General features: G+C 55.1%; 12 protein-coding genes. 8 read left to right on the top strand and 4 right to left on the bottom strand.

Annotated elements, in window-relative coordinates; all coding sequences use genetic code 11:
- Window positions 1-18 precede the first annotated feature (18 nt).
- Window positions 19-747: a bifunctional 2-polyprenyl-6-hydroxyphenol methylase/3-demethylubiquinol 3-O-methyltransferase UbiG gene (gene ubiG / locus ECL_RS17435; RefSeq protein WP_013098010.1), complete on the bottom strand. Its 729-nt coding sequence runs from the start codon at window positions 745-747 to the stop codon at window positions 19-21.
- A 146-nt stretch (window positions 748-893) separates the two neighbouring features.
- On the opposite strand from ubiG, the gene gyrA reads away from it, so the two are divergent.
- Together gyrA and rcsC are read left to right on the top strand one after the other, a co-directional pair.
- A complete protein-coding gene (gene gyrA / locus ECL_RS17430; protein WP_013098009.1) occupies window positions 894-3,530 on the top strand; it encodes a DNA topoisomerase (ATP-hydrolyzing) subunit A in 2,637 nt (878 codons plus the stop codon).
- 135 nt (window positions 3,531-3,665) lie between these two features.
- Window positions 3,666-6,512, top strand: a complete 2,847-nt coding sequence (gene rcsC / locus ECL_RS17425; RefSeq protein ID WP_013098008.1) for a two-component system sensor histidine kinase RcsC — start codon at window positions 3,666-3,668, stop codon at window positions 6,510-6,512.
- An 89-nt stretch (window positions 6,513-6,601) separates the two neighbouring features.
- Here the strand turns inward: rcsC and rcsB are convergent, their stop codons facing one another.
- Both rcsB and rcsD read right to left on the bottom strand, forming a co-directional pair.
- Window positions 6,602-7,252, bottom strand: coding sequence for a response regulator transcription factor RcsB (gene rcsB, locus ECL_RS17420; protein WP_003859405.1), 651 nt, complete (start codon window positions 7,250-7,252; stop codon window positions 6,602-6,604).
- 16 nt (window positions 7,253-7,268) lie between these two features.
- The gene (rcsD, locus tag ECL_RS17415) at window positions 7,269-9,941 is read right to left on the bottom strand and encodes a phosphotransferase RcsD (protein ID WP_044157961.1); all 2,673 of its coding nucleotides are present in this window, start codon (window positions 9,939-9,941) and stop codon (window positions 7,269-7,271) included.
- 740 nt (window positions 9,942-10,681) lie between these two features.
- On the opposite strand from rcsD, the gene ECL_RS17410 reads away from it, so the two are divergent.
- From ECL_RS17410 to mgtE, 6 genes are all read left to right on the top strand, one after another.
- Complete coding sequence (locus ECL_RS17410) at window positions 10,682-11,773, top strand: porin OmpC (RefSeq protein WP_013098006.1); 1,092 nt, start codon at window positions 10,682-10,684, stop codon at window positions 11,771-11,773.
- A gap of 115 nt (window positions 11,774-11,888) precedes the next feature.
- Window positions 11,889-12,944: an FAD:protein FMN transferase ApbE gene (gene apbE, locus ECL_RS17405; protein ID WP_013098005.1), complete on the top strand. Its 1,056-nt coding sequence runs from the start codon at window positions 11,889-11,891 to the stop codon at window positions 12,942-12,944.
- Window positions 12,945-13,016: 72 nt separating this feature from the next.
- The gene (gene ada, locus ECL_RS17400; protein ID WP_013098004.1) at window positions 13,017-14,075 is read left to right on the top strand and encodes a bifunctional DNA-binding transcriptional regulator/O6-methylguanine-DNA methyltransferase Ada; all 1,059 of its coding nucleotides are present in this window, start codon (window positions 13,017-13,019) and stop codon (window positions 14,073-14,075) included.
- The gene (gene alkB, locus ECL_RS17395) at window positions 14,075-14,731 is read left to right on the top strand and encodes a DNA oxidative demethylase AlkB (RefSeq protein WP_013098003.1); all 657 of its coding nucleotides are present in this window, start codon (window positions 14,075-14,077) and stop codon (window positions 14,729-14,731) included. Before ada ends, alkB begins: the two co-directional genes overlap by 1 nt.
- 69 nt (window positions 14,732-14,800) lie before the next feature.
- Complete coding sequence (locus tag ECL_RS17390) at window positions 14,801-16,444, top strand: multidrug ABC transporter permease/ATP-binding protein (RefSeq protein ID WP_013098002.1); 1,644 nt, start codon at window positions 14,801-14,803, stop codon at window positions 16,442-16,444.
- 148 nt (window positions 16,445-16,592) lie between these two features.
- Complete coding sequence (gene mgtE / locus ECL_RS17385) at window positions 16,593-18,029, top strand: magnesium transporter (RefSeq protein WP_013098001.1); 1,437 nt, start codon at window positions 16,593-16,595, stop codon at window positions 18,027-18,029.
- Here mgtE and ECL_RS17380 read toward each other — a convergent pair.
- Window positions 17,992-19,281: a SulP family inorganic anion transporter gene (locus tag ECL_RS17380; protein WP_013098000.1), complete on the bottom strand. Its 1,290-nt coding sequence runs from the start codon at window positions 19,279-19,281 to the stop codon at window positions 17,992-17,994. The two genes, mgtE and ECL_RS17380, sit on opposite strands and share 38 nt — an antisense overlap.
- Window positions 19,282-19,344 lie beyond the last annotated feature (63 nt).

Raw genomic sequence — 19,344 nt, 5'->3', positions numbered from 1 at the left:
TAAGAATAATGGATGACGTTAGTCGTTTTTGGCGGTGGTGTGCAACATATAGTTAACATCCACGCCCGGGGCGAGTTTGAATTTATCGGTCAGCGGATTGTAGTGCAGACCGGTGATGTGCTGCTCCTTGAGCCACGTCTGGTCAACCCAGCCCAGTAACTCGGCAGGCTTGATGAATTTCTTCACGTCGTGTGTGCCTTTGGGCACCATGCGCAGTAAATACTCTGCACCGACGACGGCCATCAGCCAGGCTTTGCCGTTACGGTTGATGGTGGAGAAGAAGACCTGGCCGCCCGGTTTCACCAGTTTTGCGCAGGCGTTGACGACGGACTGCGGGTCGGGAACGTGCTCCAGCATCTCCATGCAGGTGACCACGTCGTACTGGTGCGCATGTTTTGCCGCGTGTTCCTCAACGGTTTCCTGTACGTACTCCACCTGAATCCCGGACTCCAGCGCATGCAGACGGGCAACCTGCAACGGTTCAAAACCCATATCCAGGCCGGTGACAGTGGCTCCTTCGCGCGCCATGCTCTCTGCCAGGATGCCGCCGCCGCAGCCGACGTCGAGCACTTTTTTACCGAACAGACCGCCGGAACGCTCCGCGATATAGCCCAGACGCAGCGGGTTGATGCGATGCAGAGGTTTGAACTCACCTTCGAGATCCCACCAGCGGGACGCCACCGCTTCAAATTTGGCAATCTCTTCGTGGTCTACGTTGTGAGCCACCGGGGATTTTTCGGCATTCATGGGCGCTTTTACTCCTTATTTAGCAAGACGAATGAGTATATCAGGCAATCCCTGTGAATAAAGCGTATAGGTTTACCTGTATCACCGCGGCTGTGTTATAATTTGCGACCTTTGAATCCGGGATACAGTAGAGGGATAGCGGTTAGATGAGCGACCTTGCGAGAGAAATTACACCGGTTAACATCGAGGAAGAGCTGAAGAGCTCCTATCTGGACTATGCGATGTCGGTCATTGTTGGCCGTGCGCTGCCGGACGTCCGCGATGGCCTGAAGCCGGTACACCGTCGCGTACTATACGCCATGAACGTATTGGGCAATGACTGGAATAAAGCCTACAAAAAATCTGCCCGTGTCGTTGGTGACGTAATCGGTAAATACCATCCCCATGGTGATTCCGCGGTGTACGACACCATCGTTCGTATGGCGCAGCCTTTCTCGCTGCGTTACATGCTGGTAGATGGTCAGGGTAACTTTGGTTCTATCGACGGCGACTCCGCCGCGGCAATGCGTTATACGGAAATCCGTCTGGCGAAAATTGCCCATGAGCTGATGGCCGACCTGGAAAAAGAGACGGTTGATTTCGTTGATAACTACGATGGCACGGAAAAAATTCCTGACGTCATGCCAACGAAGATCCCTAACCTGCTGGTGAACGGTTCGTCCGGTATCGCCGTAGGGATGGCGACCAACATTCCGCCGCACAACATCACCGAAGTGATCAACGGCTGCCTGGCCTATATCGACGATGAAGACATCAGCATTGAAGGGCTGATGGAACACATCCCGGGCCCGGACTTCCCGACGGCGGCCATCATCAACGGTCGTCGTGGTATTGAAGAAGCGTACCGCACCGGTCGCGGCAAGATTTACATCCGTGCCCGCGCCGAAGTGGAAGCAGATGCCAAAACCGGCCGTGAAACCATCATTGTTCACGAGATCCCGTATCAGGTGAACAAAGCGCGACTGATTGAAAAAATCGCCGAGCTGGTAAAAGAAAAACGTGTTGAAGGCATCAGCGCGCTGCGTGACGAGTCTGATAAAGACGGTATGCGCATCGTGATTGAAATCAAACGCGACGCGGTGGGCGAGGTTGTGCTGAACAACCTGTACTCTCAGACCCAGCTGCAGGTCTCCTTCGGTATCAACATGGTTGCACTGCACCATGGTCAGCCGAAGATCATGAACCTGAAAGAGATCCTGAGCGCGTTTGTCCGTCACCGCCGCGAAGTGGTGACCCGTCGTACCATTTTCGAACTGCGCAAAGCGCGTGACCGTGCCCACATCCTTGAGGCACTGGCCGTGGCGCTGGCCAACATCGACCCGATCATTGAACTGATCCGTCGCGCGCCAACCCCGGCGGAAGCGAAAACCGCGCTGATTTCCCGTCCGTGGGATCTGGGCAACGTTGCGGCAATGCTGGAGCGTGCCGGTGATGACGCCGCGCGTCCTGAGTGGCTGGAACCTGAATTCGGCGTGCGTGATGGTCAGTACTACCTGACTGAACAGCAAGCCCAGGCGATTCTGGATCTGCGTCTGCAGAAACTGACCGGCCTTGAGCATGAAAAACTGCTCGACGAATATAAAGAGCTGCTGGAGCAGATCGCTGAACTGCTGCACATCCTGGGCAGCGCAGAGCGCCTGATGGAAGTGATCCGCGAAGAGCTGGAGCTGATCCGCGATCAGTTCGGCGATGAGCGTCGCACCGAAATCACCGCCAACTCCGCAGATATCAACATCGAAGACCTGATCAACCAGGAAGACGTTGTTGTGACCCTGTCTCACCAGGGCTACGTGAAGTATCAGCCGTTAACTGACTACGAAGCACAGCGTCGTGGTGGTAAAGGCAAATCTGCGGCACGTATTAAAGAAGAAGACTTTATTGACCGTCTGCTGGTGGCGAACACCCATGACACCATCCTCTGCTTCTCCAGCCGGGGTCGTCTGTACTGGATGAAGGTCTACCAGTTGCCGGAAGCGAGCCGTGGTGCACGTGGTCGTCCGATCGTTAACCTGCTGCCGCTGGAAGCGAACGAACGTATCACCGCCATTCTGCCGGTACGCGAGTACGAAGAGGGCGTGAACGTCTTTATGGCGACCGCCAGCGGTACCGTGAAGAAAACCGCGCTGACCGAGTTCAGCCGTCCACGTTCTGCCGGTATCATCGCGGTGAACCTGAACGAAGGCGATGAGCTGATTGGCGTCGATCTGACTTCAGGCAAAGATGAAGTCATGCTCTTCTCCGCAGCCGGTAAAGTGGTGCGCTTCAAAGAAGACGCCGTCCGCGCAATGGGTCGTACCGCAACGGGCGTTCGCGGTATCAAACTGGCGGGCGAAGACAGCGTCGTTTCTCTGATTATTCCGCGCGGGGAAGGGGCTATCCTGACCGTGACGCAGAATGGTTACGGTAAACGTACCGCGGAAGGGGAATACCCAACCAAGTCGCGTGGCACGCAGGGCGTTATCTCTATCAAGGTGACCGAGCGCAACGGTTCCGTTGTGGGCGCGGTGCAGGTAGACGATGCCGACCAGATCATGATGATCACCGATGCCGGTACGTTGGTGCGTACCCGCGTGTCGGAGATTAGCGTGGTGGGTCGTAATACCCAGGGCGTTATCCTCATCCGTACGGCGGAAGATGAAAACGTGGTGGGTCTGCAACGTGTTGCTGAGCCAGTGGACGACGAAGAGCTCGACTCCATCGACGGTAGCGTCGCGGAAGGTGATGATGATATCGCACCGGAAGTGGACACCGACGATGATGCAGCGGATGATGCTGACGAGTAATGTCTCCTGACGCATAAAGGGCCGGATTCCGGCCCTTTTCTTTTGCAGATGCAGACAAGTCAACGTTGCGACAAGCCGCGTTTACCGCTACCTTAACCACATTCTTTTTGACCCCGACGGCGGAGCCTCGCCCCTTTGAAATACCTCGTCTCCTTTCGAACCACGCTGAAAGTCTCTCGCTATCTGTTTCGGGCGCTGGCGCTCTTGCTTTGGTTACTGGTGGCCTTGTCCTCGGTGTTTTACATCGTCAACGCGCTGCACCAGAAAGAAGCGGAGATCCGTCAGGAATTTAACCTAAGTTCCGATCAGGCCCAGCGCTATATTCAGCGCACCTCCGACGTGATGAAGGAGCTGAAGTACATTGCCGAAAATCGCCTGACGGCGGAAAACGGTATTCTTGCCATCCGCAGCCGTAATGACAAAACCGAAGTACCGGATTTCGAGCCGCTGTTCCCGGATTCCGACTGCTCCGCCATGAGCAACACCTGGCGCGGTTCCCTGGAATCGCTCTCCTGGTTTATGCGCTACTGGCGCGACAACTTCTCCGCCGCCTATGACCTGAACCGCGTGTTCCTGATTGGCAGCGAAAACCTCTGCATGGCCGACTTTGGCCTGCGCGATGTGCCCGTCGAACGTGATGATGCGCTGAAAAGCCTGCATGAACGCATTTTGAAATACCGCAATGCGCCGCAGGACGAGCGCGGTAATAACATCTTCTGGATAAGCCAGGGGCCGCGCATGGGCGTGGGCTATTTCTATGCGCTGACGCCGGTTTATCTGGGCAATCGCCTGCAGGCGCTGCTGGGCATTGAACAGACCATCCGCATGGAAAACTTCTTCACGCCGGGCAGTCTGCCGATGGGAGTGACCATTCTGGATGAGAACGGCCATCCCCTGATTTCACTCACCGGGCCGGATAATCGCCTGAACGTCGATCCGCACTGGATGCAGGAGCGTTCGTGGTTTGGCTATACCTCAGGATTCCGTGAGCTGGTGCTGAAGAAAAGCTTACCGCCATCGTCGCTGAGTATCGTCTATTCCCTGCCTGTGGATATGGTGCTTGAGCGGATCCGTATTCTTATCATGAATGCCATCCTGCTGAACGTGCTGGCCGGTGGCGCGCTGTTTACCCTGGCGCGGATGTATGAGCGGAAGATTTTTATCCCCGCTGAAAGCGATGCCCAGCGTCTGGAGGAACACGAGCAGTTTAACCGTAAGATTGTTGCCTCCGCACCGGTGGGGATCTGTATCCTGCGCACCCAGGACGGCACCAATATCCTCAGTAATGAACTGGCGCATAACTACCTGAACATGCTGACGCACGAGGACCGGCAAAGGCTGACGCAAATTATCTGTGGTCAGCAGGTGAATTTTGTCGACGTGCTGACCAGCACCCACACCAACTTACAAATTAGCTTCGTGCATTCGCGCTATCGCAATGAAAACGTGGCGATTTGCGTGCTGGTGGATGTCTCCGCACGTGTGAAGATGGAAGAGTCTTTGCAGGAGATGGCCCAGGCGGCAGAGCAGGCCAGCCAGTCGAAATCCATGTTCCTTGCCACCGTCAGTCACGAACTGCGTACGCCGCTGTACGGGATTATCGGCAACCTCGATCTGCTGCAAACCAAAGAGCTGCCGAAAGGCGTTGATCGCCTGGTGACGGCGATGAACAACTCCTCAAGCCTGCTGCTGAAAATCATCAGCGACATTCTCGATTTCTCGAAAATTGAGTCCGAGCAGCTGAAAATTGAACCGCGCGAGTTCTCTCCGCGCGAGGTGATGAACCACATCAGCGCCAACTATCTGCCGCTGGTGGTACGTAAACAGCTGGGTCTCTATTGCTTTATTGAGCCAGACGTACCGCTGACGCTGCATGGCGATCCTATGCGTCTGCAGCAGGTCATTTCGAACCTGCTCAGTAACGCCATCAAGTTCACCGACATCGGCTGTATCGTGTTGCATGTGTGCCGGGCAGGGGACTACCTGAGCATTCGTGTGCGTGATACCGGCGTTGGGATCCCGGCGAAGGAAGTGGTTCGTCTGTTTGACCCGTTCTTCCAGGTAGGTACCGGCGTGCAGCGTAACTTCCAGGGGACCGGACTGGGGCTGGCAATTTGTGAGAAGCTCGTCAGCATGATGGACGGCGATATCTCGGTGGATACCGAACCAGGTATGGGTAGCCAGTTCACCATTCGTATTCCGCTCTATTCTGCGCAGTATCCGGCGAAAACGACGGTTGACGGCCTGAGCGATAAGCGCTGCTGGCTGGCGGTGCACAACGCCTCGCTGAATGATTATCTGACGGCACTGCTGAACCACAGCGGCGTGCGGGTTTCCCGTTATGAAGGCCAGACGCCGGACGTGGACGATGTATTGATCACCGATGACACGCTGGCGCAACCGTGGCAGGGAAGGGGCGTGGTGATGTTCTGTCGTCGCCACATCGGTATTCCGGTTGAGCGTGCGCCGGGCGAGTGGGTTCACAGTGTGGCGACGCCACATGAGCTGTTGGGGCTGCTGGCGCGCATCTACAGCGTGCAGCTCGAAGAGAACGATGGCGCGGCGACCCTGCCGTCACCGGAATCGCTGGCGTCGGTGAACGACGATATGATGATTCTGGTCGTGGATGACCATCCGATTAACCGTCGCCTGCTGGCTGACCAGCTGGGCTCGCTGGGTTATCAATGTAAAACCGCTAATGACGGCGTGGATGCGCTGAATGTGCTCAGTAAAAACCATATTGATATCGTTCTCAGCGACGTGAATATGCCCAATATGGACGGCTATCGTCTGACGCAGCGTATCCGCCAGCTTGGTCTGACGTTGCCGGTGGTTGGCGTCACGGCGAATGCGCTGGCGGAAGAGAAACAGCGCTGCCTGGAGTCAGGGATGGACAGCTGTCTGTCGAAACCGGTTACGCTGGACGTACTGAAGCAGACATTGTCGATTTACGCGGATCGGGTGAGAAAAACGCGGACATAAAAAAAGGCCCGTAAGGGCCTTTTACTTTTCACCCTCTCCCCGTGGGAGAGGGACGGGGTGAGGGCATCAGAACGCACACCCGTTCTGGATCAATCCTTATCCGTTGCGCTCAGCGTCACGGAGGAGAGATAGTTCAGTAGCGCGATATCGTTGTCCACGCCCAGTTTCATCATGGCTGATTTCTTCTGGCTACTGATGGTTTTAATACTGCGGTTCAGCTTCTTGGCAATCTCGGTCACGAGGAAACCTTCAGCGAAAAGACGCAGAACTTCGCTCTCTTTTGGCGACAGGCGTTTGTCACCGTAGCCACCTGCACTGATTTTTTCCAGCAGACGAGAGACGCTCTCAGGGGTGAACTTTTTGCCTTTCTGCAGCGCAGCCAGCGCTTTAGGCAGGTCAGTTGGTGCGCCCTGTTTCAGTACAATCCCTTCGATATCCAGATCCAGCACGGCGCTCAGAATCGCCGGGTTGTTATTCATGGTCAGAACAATGATCGAGATGTCCGGGAAGTGACGTTTAATATATTTGATGAGCGTGATCCCATCACCGTATTTGTCTCCAGGCATGGAGAGATCGGTAATGAGCACGTGTGCATCAAGTTTTGGGAGGTTATTGATCAGTGCTGTAGAGTCTTCAAATTCACCGACTACATTCACCCACTCGATCTGTTCAAGTGATTTGCGAATACCGAACAGTACAATCGGATGGTCATCGGCAATAATTACGTTCATATTGTTCATGTATTAGGCTACCTTGCTACAGCAAGCTTTTGACGTAGGCGTCAATGTCGCTGATGTATTTTTCAATGCCAGAGGCATCTTTCTCACGAATTAGATGTTCCAGCGTTTCACATAACTGCTTGCCGGGAACCAGATTAAGCATGGCAAACACCCCTTTAAGCCGGTGTGCTGTCTGCGCCAGCGCTGCAAAATCATTCGCAGCGGACTCAGTATACAACCGCTTAACATCATCTGGTACTGTATCAACAAAGAGTGAATAATATCCGCTGGCGTGAAGCTCGGCATTTTCATTGCCGCCTAACGGGGATTCCGCTATCTCTTCCTGCGCCAGTTGCTCTTCTATTAGTTGTAGTACAGCTTCCTGCATCGCATTGCTTATATTAAAGTTGACGCGCAGCTGGCCTGGGCCGATTTTTCGCACGCCTGGCTCATCATCGCTTAAAAGCAAGCCGGAGGCAGTAAGATTAGACGGATTATCAGTTAAAAACAGATCAAATTCTTGACTTGAGAGTCTTTCATCCGGCGTGATGCAGGCCGCACCCCAGTTTTCCAGCAGGCGTACCACGATATTGCGGATCTCGTTCGAGGTCACATCCACCATCACAACCACATCGTCCAGCAGGCGTTCTTCATCTTCTTCCTGAGGATTGGCGGCCATTTTTACGTGCAGCGAATAACGGGTGCCAAGCGATTCACGGGCTTTAATGTTCAGATGGCCGCCAAGCTTACGCGCCAGCTGATCGCACAGCCAGAAGGTCAGGGCATTGGCCTTACCGTAGCGATCGCTTTGGGTATCGTTCAGGAACGGGAAGTGCAGATTATCAATCTCACTGGTTGTAACGCCTTCACCGGTATCGAGGATACGGAACGTCAGACGATCCTCCGCGGACTCGTCGGTATTGACCTCAAGCGTAATTTTGCCAATTTGCGTGGTGGTGACGGCGTACTGAATAATCATCAGCAGAATTCGACGCAGCGCCTCACGATCGCCGTGACGTTCGTCGTTGGCCGGCAGGTGGTTGTTGATCAGCAGTTGCAGACCTTTGCGCTTAATCACCGGCAGAACTTCCGGCACCACTTCGTCAATCAGATCCTGAATCGAGAAGAGGGTCGGCGTGCCTTTCCAGAAGTCGTTCTCAAGCATGTTCGCGAGCTGGATCTCATCCACCATCCGCACCAGCGAATCCGCCTGGCTTGCCAGCTGTTGACTTTCAGGCGTGCTCAACGCCGCCGCCTGCGTCGCCAGCGTTCTTAATGGCTGTTTGAAGGCATCACCAATATTTTGCATAAACGCGGCGCGACCCTGCTGATTTTTCTCATACAGTCTTTGCGCCTGCTTCAGTTTTTTGTTCACCAGCACTTCGCGATCCTGATCGCGAATAATGAAGATCTGCGTGCGGGAGGCGACCTGGCTGCGGAACTGACGGATCTCGTACAGTTCATTATTGATAGTGGCCTGAATCACCCCCTGATGCTGATCCGCCATGGTGGTGATGTTCTGCAGGTTAAGATGCGGCAGCAGATGGTCGGCAATTTTATTGCTCATCACCGTGCGGTTGGCTTCCTGGTCGTGAACCAGCACACCCAGCGGCAGTACTGAGATGATTTCTTCATTCAGGGCGCGTAATACGCGCAACTCATTACTGGTTCCGGCCGGGACCGTTGAGGCATCGCTCTGACGCCCAGGCTGGAAACGGAACGTACTGTAGCCAAACAGCGCCAGCGCCAGTAGCCCAATATTCAGCAGCAGCGGTAACAGGATATTTTGCAGGGTGTCGAGCAGCAGCGTGCCAAACGGCACCTGCCACACCAGGCGCATACCGGTTGAGTTTAGCGAAGAGGCAATTTCAATCTTCGAGCCGTTAAAGGAGATAGAAACGCTTTCTGCGGCCTCTTTATCCGAGGTAGCACGCATGTTCTGGGTACTGCTGTCCGGCTCCAGGCGGAAGCTGTCGAGCGGCATATCCGGCGGGATCAGATCGTTAATTGGCAGATCGAACGCCACAACCGTCGCCAGATGTCCTGGCTGGTTAAAGGTGGTGCGCAGGGTAAAGTAATGGCCATTTTGCCAGGCCAGACGGCGCAGGGAAGAGAAACTTTCGCGTTCATCAAGGGCGTTCGCCTGCTGCAGCATTTCTGCCCGGCGGGAATCGACAATGCTGCCCACGGTCGTCTCTTTAAAACCCGAGGAGAGATCTTTAAGCGGCAGGGTCGAAATCAGGATCATGCTGTTATCCTGACCGTTCAGATAGTACATCGACCATGGCACCGTCTCGGCACCCCAGAGGGTATCGAGATAGGTTGAAATGCGCTGCGTCATCTCAAGCGTCGCGCTGTCGTGCGAGCCGAAAATAAGCGCTTCCGTTTTGCGCTGCGGCTTTTCCAGGTAGTAAACGTCCTGCTTCAGGCGCGTTTCCTGCAGCCCTTCGCCTGAGGACGTCGCCGGGGCGGCCGCGATATTGTCGTAAATCTGCCAGGTGGCGTAGCGCCAGGTGTCAATGCGCTTGTGCACGGCATGCGTGATATCAACGACCTGATAGCTCTTATCCTTCAGCCAGGCGTTCACCGCGCTCTGAACCATAACCCCCATCGTGACCAACAGCACAACGATCAAAAGAAGAAAGAAACGGGTGATGCTCCCGGGGAGAAGGGAGAATTTGCTCGGGGCGGTAGTTTCAGTCTGACTCATTGATATGTTTAACCCGTAATGGCCGTGCTTTATGGCGATAGGGCAGTATAAAGGGTAATAACTGAATTTCCAGCCTCATAGCCTTTGAACACGCGACTTTTTCCGCTGTGAGTACTCCTGAATGGTCTGTATTAAATGTGTACATACCCGAGGTGAATGTACAGATTACGCTCGATATCAGACAGAGAATAGCACGAATAAACAAGAAATTATGTTTTGTTGCGTTGCGTTTTATGCGGAAGGGGGTTCAGGCGAATTTAGTTAATAGTCGTTATGATTTCTGTGCGGTAGCACAAAAAAAGAATAATTACGTAAAGAAAGGTAAAAAAAACCGAATGCGAAGCATCCGGTTGAATTAGGGATAAACAGACATTCAAAGCTGAATGACGGTAATAAATAAAGTTAATGATGATAGCGAGAGTTATTTTAGTGATTACGCACGATCTTGTTTTGTCATTCAGTGCTGTAATTTTCTTTATCGCAAGAGATTGATTTATATGAGCATATATTTTCGCTTGATTATTAGTGCTAATTTTCTAAGCGCTTTGTGCTTTGTAAAAGTTCCTTGATGTTTACAAATTGAAACATCTTGATAGTGAAATGAAACATTTTCAAAGTTTTCGTATCATATTCCTGTTGGATTATTCTGTAATTTTGAGGAGAATGAAATTGCCGACTGGTTAAGAGGGTTAACCGGTAAGCAGTGGTAATAATAAGGCATATAACAGAGGGTTAATAAAATGAAAGTTAAAGTACTGTCCCTCCTGGTACCAGCACTGCTGGTAGCAGGCGCAGCAAATGCGGCTGAAATTTATAACAAAGACGGCAACAAATTAGATCTGTACGGCAAAGTCGATGGTCTGCACTATTTCTCTGATGACGACAGTCAGGATGGCGACCAGACCTACATGCGTCTTGGCTTCAAAGGCGAAACTCAGGTTAACGATCAACTGACCGGTTACGGCCAGTGGGAATACCAGATTCAGGGTAACTCTGGTGAGAACGAAAACAACTCCTGGACTCGTGTGGCGTTCGCCGGTCTGAAATTTGGTGACGCGGGCTCTTTCGACTACGGTCGTAACTACGGTGTTGTTTACGATGTGACTTCCTGGACCGACGTTCTGCCAGAATTTGGCGGCGACACCTACGGTTCTGACAACTTCATGCAGCAGCGTGGTAACGGCTTCGCGACCTACCGTAACAGCGATTTCTTCGGCCTGGTTGATGGCCTGAACTTCGCTGTTCAGTATCAGGGTAAAAACGGTAGCGCAAGCGGTGAAGACCAGACTAACAATGGTCGTACTGAACTGCGTCAGAACGGTGACGGCGTCGGCGGTTCTATCACTTATAACCTGGGCGAAGGCTTCGGTATCGGTACTGCCGTGTCCAGCTCTAAGCGTACCAGCTCCCAGAACGATCTGACTTACGGTAATGGCGACCGCGCTGAAACCTACACCGGCGGTCTGAAATACGACGCTAACAACATCTACCTGGCTGCTCAGTATACTCAGACCTATAACGCGACTCGCGTAGGTAACCTGGGTTGGGCTAACAAAGCGCAGAACTTCGAAGTGGTTGCTCAGTACCAGTTCGACTTCGGCCTGCGTCCATCCGTGGCTTACCTGCAGTCCAAAGGTAAGGATCTGGAAAACGGTTACGGCGATCAGGATCTGCTGAAATATGTTGATGTGGGTGCGACTTACTACTTCAACAAAAACATGTCTACCTATGTGGACTACAAAATCAACCTGCTGGATGACAAAGAGTTCACCCGTAATGCAGGTATCAGCACTGACGATATCGTAGCACTGGGTCTGGTTTACCAGTTCTAATCGCTTTTCAGTGTAACAAAGGGGCCGGCTGGCCCCTTTTTATTGCCTTTTTTAAGGCCTTTCAATTCCCGCATTTTGGTGTACTCTTGCCGCCCTGGCATGAGGATAATAATGAATGGACATGACTTTTTTACGCGCCAGCGTCCTGGCAACCTTTTTTTTCCTGACCGCATGTGACTCTTCCACGCCTGTGGCACACACCGACGCGCCAGCGGCGACGGTGCTGGAAGGCAAAACGATGGGGACATTCTGGCGCGTCAGCGTAATGAACCTTGATAAAGCACGCGCAGAAGAACTTCGCGGCAAAATTCAGTCTCAGCTGGATGCCGACGATCAGCTGCTATCCACCTACAAAAACGACTCGGCGCTGATGCGCTTTAACCTCTCTACCAGCACGTCCCTGTGGCCGGTGAGCGAGGAGATGGCCGATATCGTGACCGAATCGATGCGCGTGGGCTATAAAACCCACGGTGCGATGGACGTGACCGTGGGGCCGTTAGTTAACCTCTGGGGATTCGGCCCAAATAAGCAGCCGGTGACCACCCCCGATCAGGCGGCCATTGACGACGCCCGCGCCCGGACAGGGCTTCAGCACCTGACGGTGATCAACCAGTACGGGCAGCAGTATCTGCAAAAAGACATCCCCGATCTGTTTGTTGACCTGTCGACAGTCGGGGAAGGTTATGCGGCGGATCATCTGGCCGCACTGATGGCTCAGGAAGGCATCCCGCGTTATCTGGTCTCCGTGGGTGGCGCATTGGTCAGCCGGGGGATGAACGCCAGCGGCAAACCGTGGCGTGTGGCGATTCAAAAACCGACCGACCAGCAAAATGCGGTGCAGGCAATTGTCGATATTAACGGCCATGGCATCAGCACCTCCGGCAGCTACCGTAACTATTACGAGCTCGACGGGAAGCGGATCTCGCATGTCATTGACCCCCAGACCGGGCGACCCATTACGCATAATCTGGTCTCGGTTACGGTGATTGCCCCGACGGCGCTTGAAGCCGATGCCTGGGATACCGGGTTAATGGTGCTCGGTACTGAGAAAGCCAAAGAGGTGGTTCGCCAGCAAGGGCTGGCGGTATATATGATCACCAAAGAGGCCGACGGCTTTAAGACCTGGAGTTCACCGCAGTTCGACAGCTTCCTGGTGAGCGAAAAGAATTAAAAAGCAAGGTTGCGGGTTTTTGATTGCTGGCGCTCAGGCAAGCTGTAGGTATGCTTGTAAGAGGAGCCGATGATGAAAAACCCGACTTATATGACCGATGAGGATCGCTGGCAGGCCGTGCTGGCCCGCGATCAGCGTGCTGACGAACAATTTGTCTTTGCCGTCCTGACGACAGGGATCGTATGTCGTCCGTCCTGTCGCGCCCGACACGCGCTGCGTAAAAATGTCCACTTTTACCCCGATGTGCACCATGCTGTTCAGGCAGGGTTTCGGCCGTGCAAGCGCTGCCGACCGGACAAACGCGACCCGCAGGAAGAGAAGCTGGCAAAAGTGGAGCGCGCCTGCCGCCTGCTGGAGCAGGATCCCGCGTTAACGCTGGAAATGCTGGCGCAGCAGGTTGCCATGAGTCCTTTCCATTTTCACCGCCTGTTTAAATCCGTAACCGGGATGACGCCAAAAGCCTGGCAGCAGGCAGCGCGAGGACAGCGCCTGCGCAATGCGCTCGCCCACGGGGATAAAATAACCGATGCCGTGCTGGCGGCAGGGTTCCCGGACAGCAGCAGCTACTATCGTAAAGCCAACGACGCGCTGGGCATGACGGCAAAGCAGTACCGTAAAGGGGATGTCGCAGTGCGCTATGCCATCAGCGAGTGTGCCTTAGGCCGCTGTCTGGTGGGTGAAAGCGAGCGGGGGATCTGCGCAATATTGCTGGGCGATGATGATGCCAAAGTCACCCAGGAGATTTTGTCGCTGTTTCCGGACGCGGAGCGCGCGCCGCTGGAAGGCGAATTTGCCCGACGTATTGCTCAGGTTATCCATACCATCGATAACCGTGGCGTGCCGCTGGCTCTGCCGCTGGATATTCGCGGAACCGCTTTCCAGCAGCAGGTCTGGCAGGCCATGCGCAATATTCCCTGCGGTGAAACAGCCAGCTACCAGCAGGTGGCGCAGGCGATTGGCAAACCTGGCGCGGTACGTGCGGTGGCCGCAGCGTGTGCCGCAAATAAACTGGCGATCGTCATCCCTTGTCATCGTGTTGTACGCCAGGACGGAGCGCTTTCGGGCTATCGCTGGGGGACGGAACGAAAGGCGCTATTATTGAAACGTGAGTCCAGGAATCAGGAGGGATAATGCTCGATCTCTTTGCGGATGCAGAACCCTGGCAGGAGCCGCTAGCGCCTGGCGCGGTGATCCTGCGCCGGTTTGCACTCTCCCGGGCCTCGGCGCTGCTGGCCGGGATCCAGGACGTCGCGGCCGTTTCGCCATTCCGACATATGGTGACGCCTGGCGGCTACACCATGTCGGTGGCGATGACCAACTGCGGTACGGCAGGATGGGCAACCAACGAACGGGGCTATCTCTATGCCCCGGACGATCCCGTCACCGGCAAGCCCTGGCCGCCCATGCCTGCGGTTTTTCAGGCGCTCTGCCATGATGCCGCCGTCGAGGCCACCTATCCCGATTTTCAACCGGATGCCTGTCTTATCAACCGCTATGGCGTTGGGGCGAAACTCTCGCTGCATCAGGATAAAGATGAACCCGATCTGCGTGCACCGATCGTCTCGGTATCCCTGGGTCTGCCCGCCATATTCCAGTTCGGCGGATTACGCCGCAACGATCCTCTCCAGCGTCTGATGCTGGAGCATGGGGATGTGGTGGTGTGGGGCAGGGAGTCGCGGCTCTATTACCACGGCATTCAGCCACTGAAGCCTGGCGTCCATCCGCAGACGGGCGAGTTCCGCTTTAACCTGACTTTCCGCCAGACCGCGCCAGGCAAACAAAAATAAGAATTATTCTTGATGTAAACGCAGGGCAGTTTACACTGCTGGCTGATTTTTATTGTCCGGATTGCCTGCATGCAACTACTTCTTCTTGTCTGGCGTCAGTATCGCTGGCCCTTTATTGCGGTAATGGCGCTAAGCCTTGCCAGCGCCGCATTAGGTATTGGTCTTATCGCCTTCATCAACCTGCGTTTGATCGAAATGGTCGACACCTCGCTGTCCGTTCTGCCGGAATTTCTGGGGCTATTATTGCTGCTGATGGCGGTCACGCTGGGTTCCCAGCTGGCGCTGACGGCCCTCGGGCATCATTTCGTCTTCCGCCTGCGCAGCGAGTTTATCAAGCGGATCCTGGATACCCAGGTGGAGCGCGTCGAGCAGCTCGGCAGTGCCTCTTTGCTGGCGGGACTGACCAGCGACGTGCGCGCCATCACCATTGCGTTTGTCCGTCTGCCGGAGCTGGTGCAGGGCATTATCCTGACCGTTGGCTCGGCGGCCTATCTCGCCTGGCTCTCCAGCAAGATGCTGGCCGTTACGGCACTGTGGATTACTATCACCATCTGGGGCGGTTTTCTGCTGGTTTCCCGCGTCTACAAACACATGGCGGTACTGCGTGAAACCGAGGACAAACTCTATAACGATTACCAGACGGTACTGGAAGGGCGTAAAGAGCTGACCCTTAACCGCGAGCGTGCCGAGCATATCTTCAACAACCTCTACATCCCGGACGCGCGTGAATACCGGCACCATATTATCCGTGCCGATACCTTCCACCTGAGCGCGGTTAACTGGTCGAACATTATGATGCTGGGCGCGATTGGCCTGGTCTTCTGGATGGCCAACAGCCTGGGCTGGGCCGATACCAATGTAGCGGCAACTTACTCCCTGACCCTGCTGTTTTTGCGCACACCGCTGCTCTCTGCCGTCGGTGCATTGCCCACCTTGCTGAGCGCGCAGGTGGCGTTTAATAAGCTCAAAAAGTTCGACCTTGCGCCGTTCAAAGCCGAGTTCCCGCGCCCTCAGGCCTTCCCGAACTGGCAAACGCTGGAACTGCGTAACGTCACATTCCGCTACCAGGACAACACCTTTTCCGTGGGGCCGGTCAATCTGACGATTCATCGCGGCGAACTGCTGTTTCTCATTGGCGGTAACGGCAGCGGGAAATCGACGCTGGCGATGTTGCTGACGGGGTTATATCAGCCGCAATCGGGTGACATTCTGCTGGATGGCCGCGCGCTCAGCGCAGAGAAGCCTGAGGATTATCGCAAGCTGTTCTCGGCGGTATTCACCGATGTCTGGCTCTTCGACCAGCTGCTGGGGCCGGAAGGGCAACAGGCTAACCCGGCGCTGGTGGAGAAGTGGCTGGCGCATCTGCAGATGTCGCACAAGCTTGAGCTGCAGGACGGCAAGATCCTCAACCTGAAGCTCTCGAAAGGCCAGAAAAAGCGCGTGGCGCTGCTGCTGGCCCTGGCGGAAGAGCGCGACATCATCCTGCTGGACGAATGGGCAGCGGATCAGGACCCGCATTTCCGCCGCGAGTTCTACCAGGTGCTGCTGCCGCTGATGCAGGCGATGGGCAAAACCATCTTTGCCATCAGCCATGACGATCACTACTTCATTCACGCCGACCGGCTGCTGGAGATGCGTGACGGCAAGCTGAGCGAACTGACCGGTGAAGAGCGCGATGCGGCGTCTCGCGATGCGGTGGCGCGCACGGCCTGAAGCCTTCACTCTAACCCTCTCCCACGGGGAGAGGGGATAAATCGTGCATGTTATGCCGATTTTTTCTCCATCCCGCCCCGTTGTTTATTCTTATTTACATATCTCCGCGCTATGCTTAAAGCCAACTTATTTCATGGATTTATGATTAATGTCGGTTTTAAAGAAAAACAGTGCCAGGCAGCGCGACCAGGAACGTGCGCGTCTCATCTGGCTCCTCACGACGGATAAAGCGGTCACCTCTGCGTTACTGGGCAAACTGACCCTGGCTGAGCAATATGATGTCGGCACGCTGGCCGACGATATTGCTGAGGTAGGTGCGCTGGTTGCTCATTTACCTCCGCCGGATCTGGCGGATACTCTGGAAGCCCTCCCCTCGGAAGAGCGTCACGCCCTGTGGCGTCTGGTGCAGGATCATGAGCGCGGGCAGGTGTTGCTGGAAGCCTCTGAAAACGTCTGGGACGATCTCATTGATGAGATGAGCGACCGGGATATCCTCGATGCCCTGCAGACGCTGGACATTGACGAGCAGATTTACCTCGTTCAGCACCTGCCGCGAAACCTGACCGGGCGACTACTGGCTTCGCTGCCTGCGGAAGAGCGGGCACGCGTACGTCAGGTGATGCACTATGACAAACACAGCGTGGGCGCCATTATGGAGTTTGGCGTCATCATGGTGCGCCCGGATGTGACTCTCGGTACGGTGCAGCGCTATCTGCGCCGCCTGGGCAGCATGCCGGACAACACCGATAAACTGTTCGTCACCTCCCGGGATAAAACCCTGCTTGGCGAGCTGGAGCTTAAAACGATCCTGCTCAACAGCACCCAGCGGCGGGTGAGTGAGGTGATGGAAACCGAGCCGATGGTCTTCTCCCCGGAAGACGACGCGGAAAAAGCGGCCCGTACCTTCGAACGTGACGACCTTGTGAGCGCGGCGGTCGTCGATTCTGTGGGTAAACTGATGGGGCGTCTGACCATCGATGAGATCGTTGACGTGGTTTACGAAGAGACCGATAACGATTTACGTGCGCTCGGCGGGATCAGCGCCGAAGATGACGTCCACGCCTCCGTCGGCAAGGCAGTGAAAACCCGCTGGGCATGGCTCGCCATTAACCTCTGCACTGCATTTATCGCCTCCCGGGTGATCGACGGCTTTGAACACACCATTTCACAACTGGTCGCGCTGGCCTCGCTGATGCCGATTGTGGCCGGCATTGGCGGCAACACCGGCAACCAGACTATTACCATGATCGTCCGTGCACTGGCGCTGGAGAACATTCAGCCGGGTAACTTCGCCTTCCTGATCTTCAGGGAGATGGGGGTGGCGCTGATTAACGGCCTCGTATGGGGCGGAATTATGGGCGGCATTACCTGGTGGCTGTACGATGATATGGCGTTAGGCGGGGTGATGATGCTGGCGATGGTGCTGAATCTGCTGGTGGCCTCCATGATGGGGGTCATTATCCCTCTGACGATGACCAAACTGGGGCGCGACCCCGCGGTGGGGTCGAGCGTGATGATTACCGCCATCACCGATACCGGCGGTTTCTTTATTTTTCTTGGGCTTGCAACGATTTTTCTTCTTTAAGCCGACGCTTGAGCCGGGCGGGAAGCAATGCCATCACAATAATCCCGCCCAGCACGCCAATGGCCAGGTTACCGGTTGAAACCGTTGCTGCAACGGTAATCAGCATCACAACCGTTTCGGCAATGGGCGCGCTTTTTAACGTGGCAGGCTGAAGGCTGTGCCAGTTAAACGTTTTGATGGCAACAATCGCCATGATCCCGGCCAGAACGGCCATAGGGATTTTTGCCATCACCTCACTGAGGGCGGTGACCAGCACCAGCAGCACCATGCCCGCTGCAAAAGTTGAGACGCGACTGCGACCTTTGCCCATCTCCACGTTGACAATGGTTTGTCCGATCATGGCACAGCCCGCGATCCCGCCGTACAACCCGGCAAAAATATTCCCTGCGCCCAGACCAATACTTTCACGGCGTTTGCTGGATGTCGTCGCGGTCAGTTCATCCACCAGTTTTGCCGTCAGCAGTGATTCCAGCAGGCCGACAAAAGCGATACTCAGCGCGCATGGCCAGATGATGCTGAGCGTTTCCATGTTCAGCGGAACGAGCAGCTGTGTCAGCCCTGGCAAACCACTGCTCATAGAACCTTCATCCCCCACCGTCGGGAGAACCTGTCCGCTGGTCACGGTGAACAGGGTGAGCAGTACAATCGCAATAAGCGGTGACGGGATGCTTTTAACAAAGCGCGGCACCCACAGCACAATCAGCAGCGTCAGCACGAACAGGCCCACAATCAGCGGGCTGCGGCTCCAGAAGTGGGGAACCTGTGCGAAGAAAATTAACAATCCCAGCGCATTTACGAAACCGGTCATCACCGACTGGGGAATAAAGCGCATCAGGCGCGCCATTCCGAACACGCCAAACAGAATCTGGATTATCCCCGCCATCAGGACCGCCGGCAGGATGTACTGCACGCCGTGCTGATGCACCATCGGGCCAATCACCAGCGCGACGGAGCCCGCAGCTGCTGTGACCATCGCACGACGACCGCCGAACGCTGAAAGGGTCAGACACAGCACCACAGAGGCAATCAGGCTGACCTTTGGGTCAACGCCTGCGACCACGGAAAAGGAGATCACCTCAGGAATGAGGGCCAGAGCGGTGATTACGCCTGCCAGCGTTTCGCGTAGCAGCAGTTGAGGGGAACGCAGCACCGTGGCGACCTGGTCTTCACGGGAAAGAGAAGCATGGGGTAATGACATAACAATTCGCAGATTAGGGCGGGCTTCCGTGCGCGCGATCACAAAGTGCAGCATAGTAACCAGAAATAACGCGCCTTGCCAGTTTCATCCGGCAATCCCACACAAACAATCCATCAT

Source organism: Enterobacter cloacae subsp. cloacae ATCC 13047 (assembly GCF_000025565.1).
Taxonomy (GTDB): domain Bacteria; phylum Pseudomonadota; class Gammaproteobacteria; order Enterobacterales; family Enterobacteriaceae; genus Enterobacter; species Enterobacter cloacae.
Note: the sequence above shows the minus strand (reverse complement) of the source record. Positions and strands in the feature narration are given on the sequence as shown.

Coding starts and splice junctions, on each gene's coding strand:
- apbE (WP_013098005.1), top strand. CDS start 11,889: ATGGACATGACTTTTTTACGCGCCAGCGTCCTGGCAACCTTTTTTTTC.
- gyrA (WP_013098009.1), top strand. CDS start 894: ATGAGCGACCTTGCGAGAGAAATTACACCGGTTAACATCGAGGAAGAG.
- rcsD (WP_044157961.1), bottom strand. CDS start 9,941: ATGAGTCAGACTGAAACTACCGCCCCGAGCAAATTCTCCCTTCTCCCC.
- ECL_RS17390 (WP_013098002.1), top strand. CDS start 14,801: ATGCAACTACTTCTTCTTGTCTGGCGTCAGTATCGCTGGCCCTTTATT.
- alkB (WP_013098003.1), top strand. CDS start 14,075: ATGCTCGATCTCTTTGCGGATGCAGAACCCTGGCAGGAGCCGCTAGCG.
- ECL_RS17410 (WP_013098006.1), top strand. CDS start 10,682: ATGAAAGTTAAAGTACTGTCCCTCCTGGTACCAGCACTGCTGGTAGCA.
- mgtE (WP_013098001.1), top strand. CDS start 16,593: ATGTCGGTTTTAAAGAAAAACAGTGCCAGGCAGCGCGACCAGGAACGT.
- rcsB (WP_003859405.1), bottom strand. CDS start 7,252: ATGAACAATATGAACGTAATTATTGCCGATGACCATCCGATTGTACTG.
- ubiG (WP_013098010.1), bottom strand. CDS start 747: ATGAATGCCGAAAAATCCCCGGTGGCTCACAACGTAGACCACGAAGAG.
- ECL_RS17380 (WP_013098000.1), bottom strand. CDS start 19,281: ATGCTGCACTTTGTGATCGCGCGCACGGAAGCCCGCCCTAATCTGCGA.
- ada (WP_013098004.1), top strand. CDS start 13,017: ATGAAAAACCCGACTTATATGACCGATGAGGATCGCTGGCAGGCCGTG.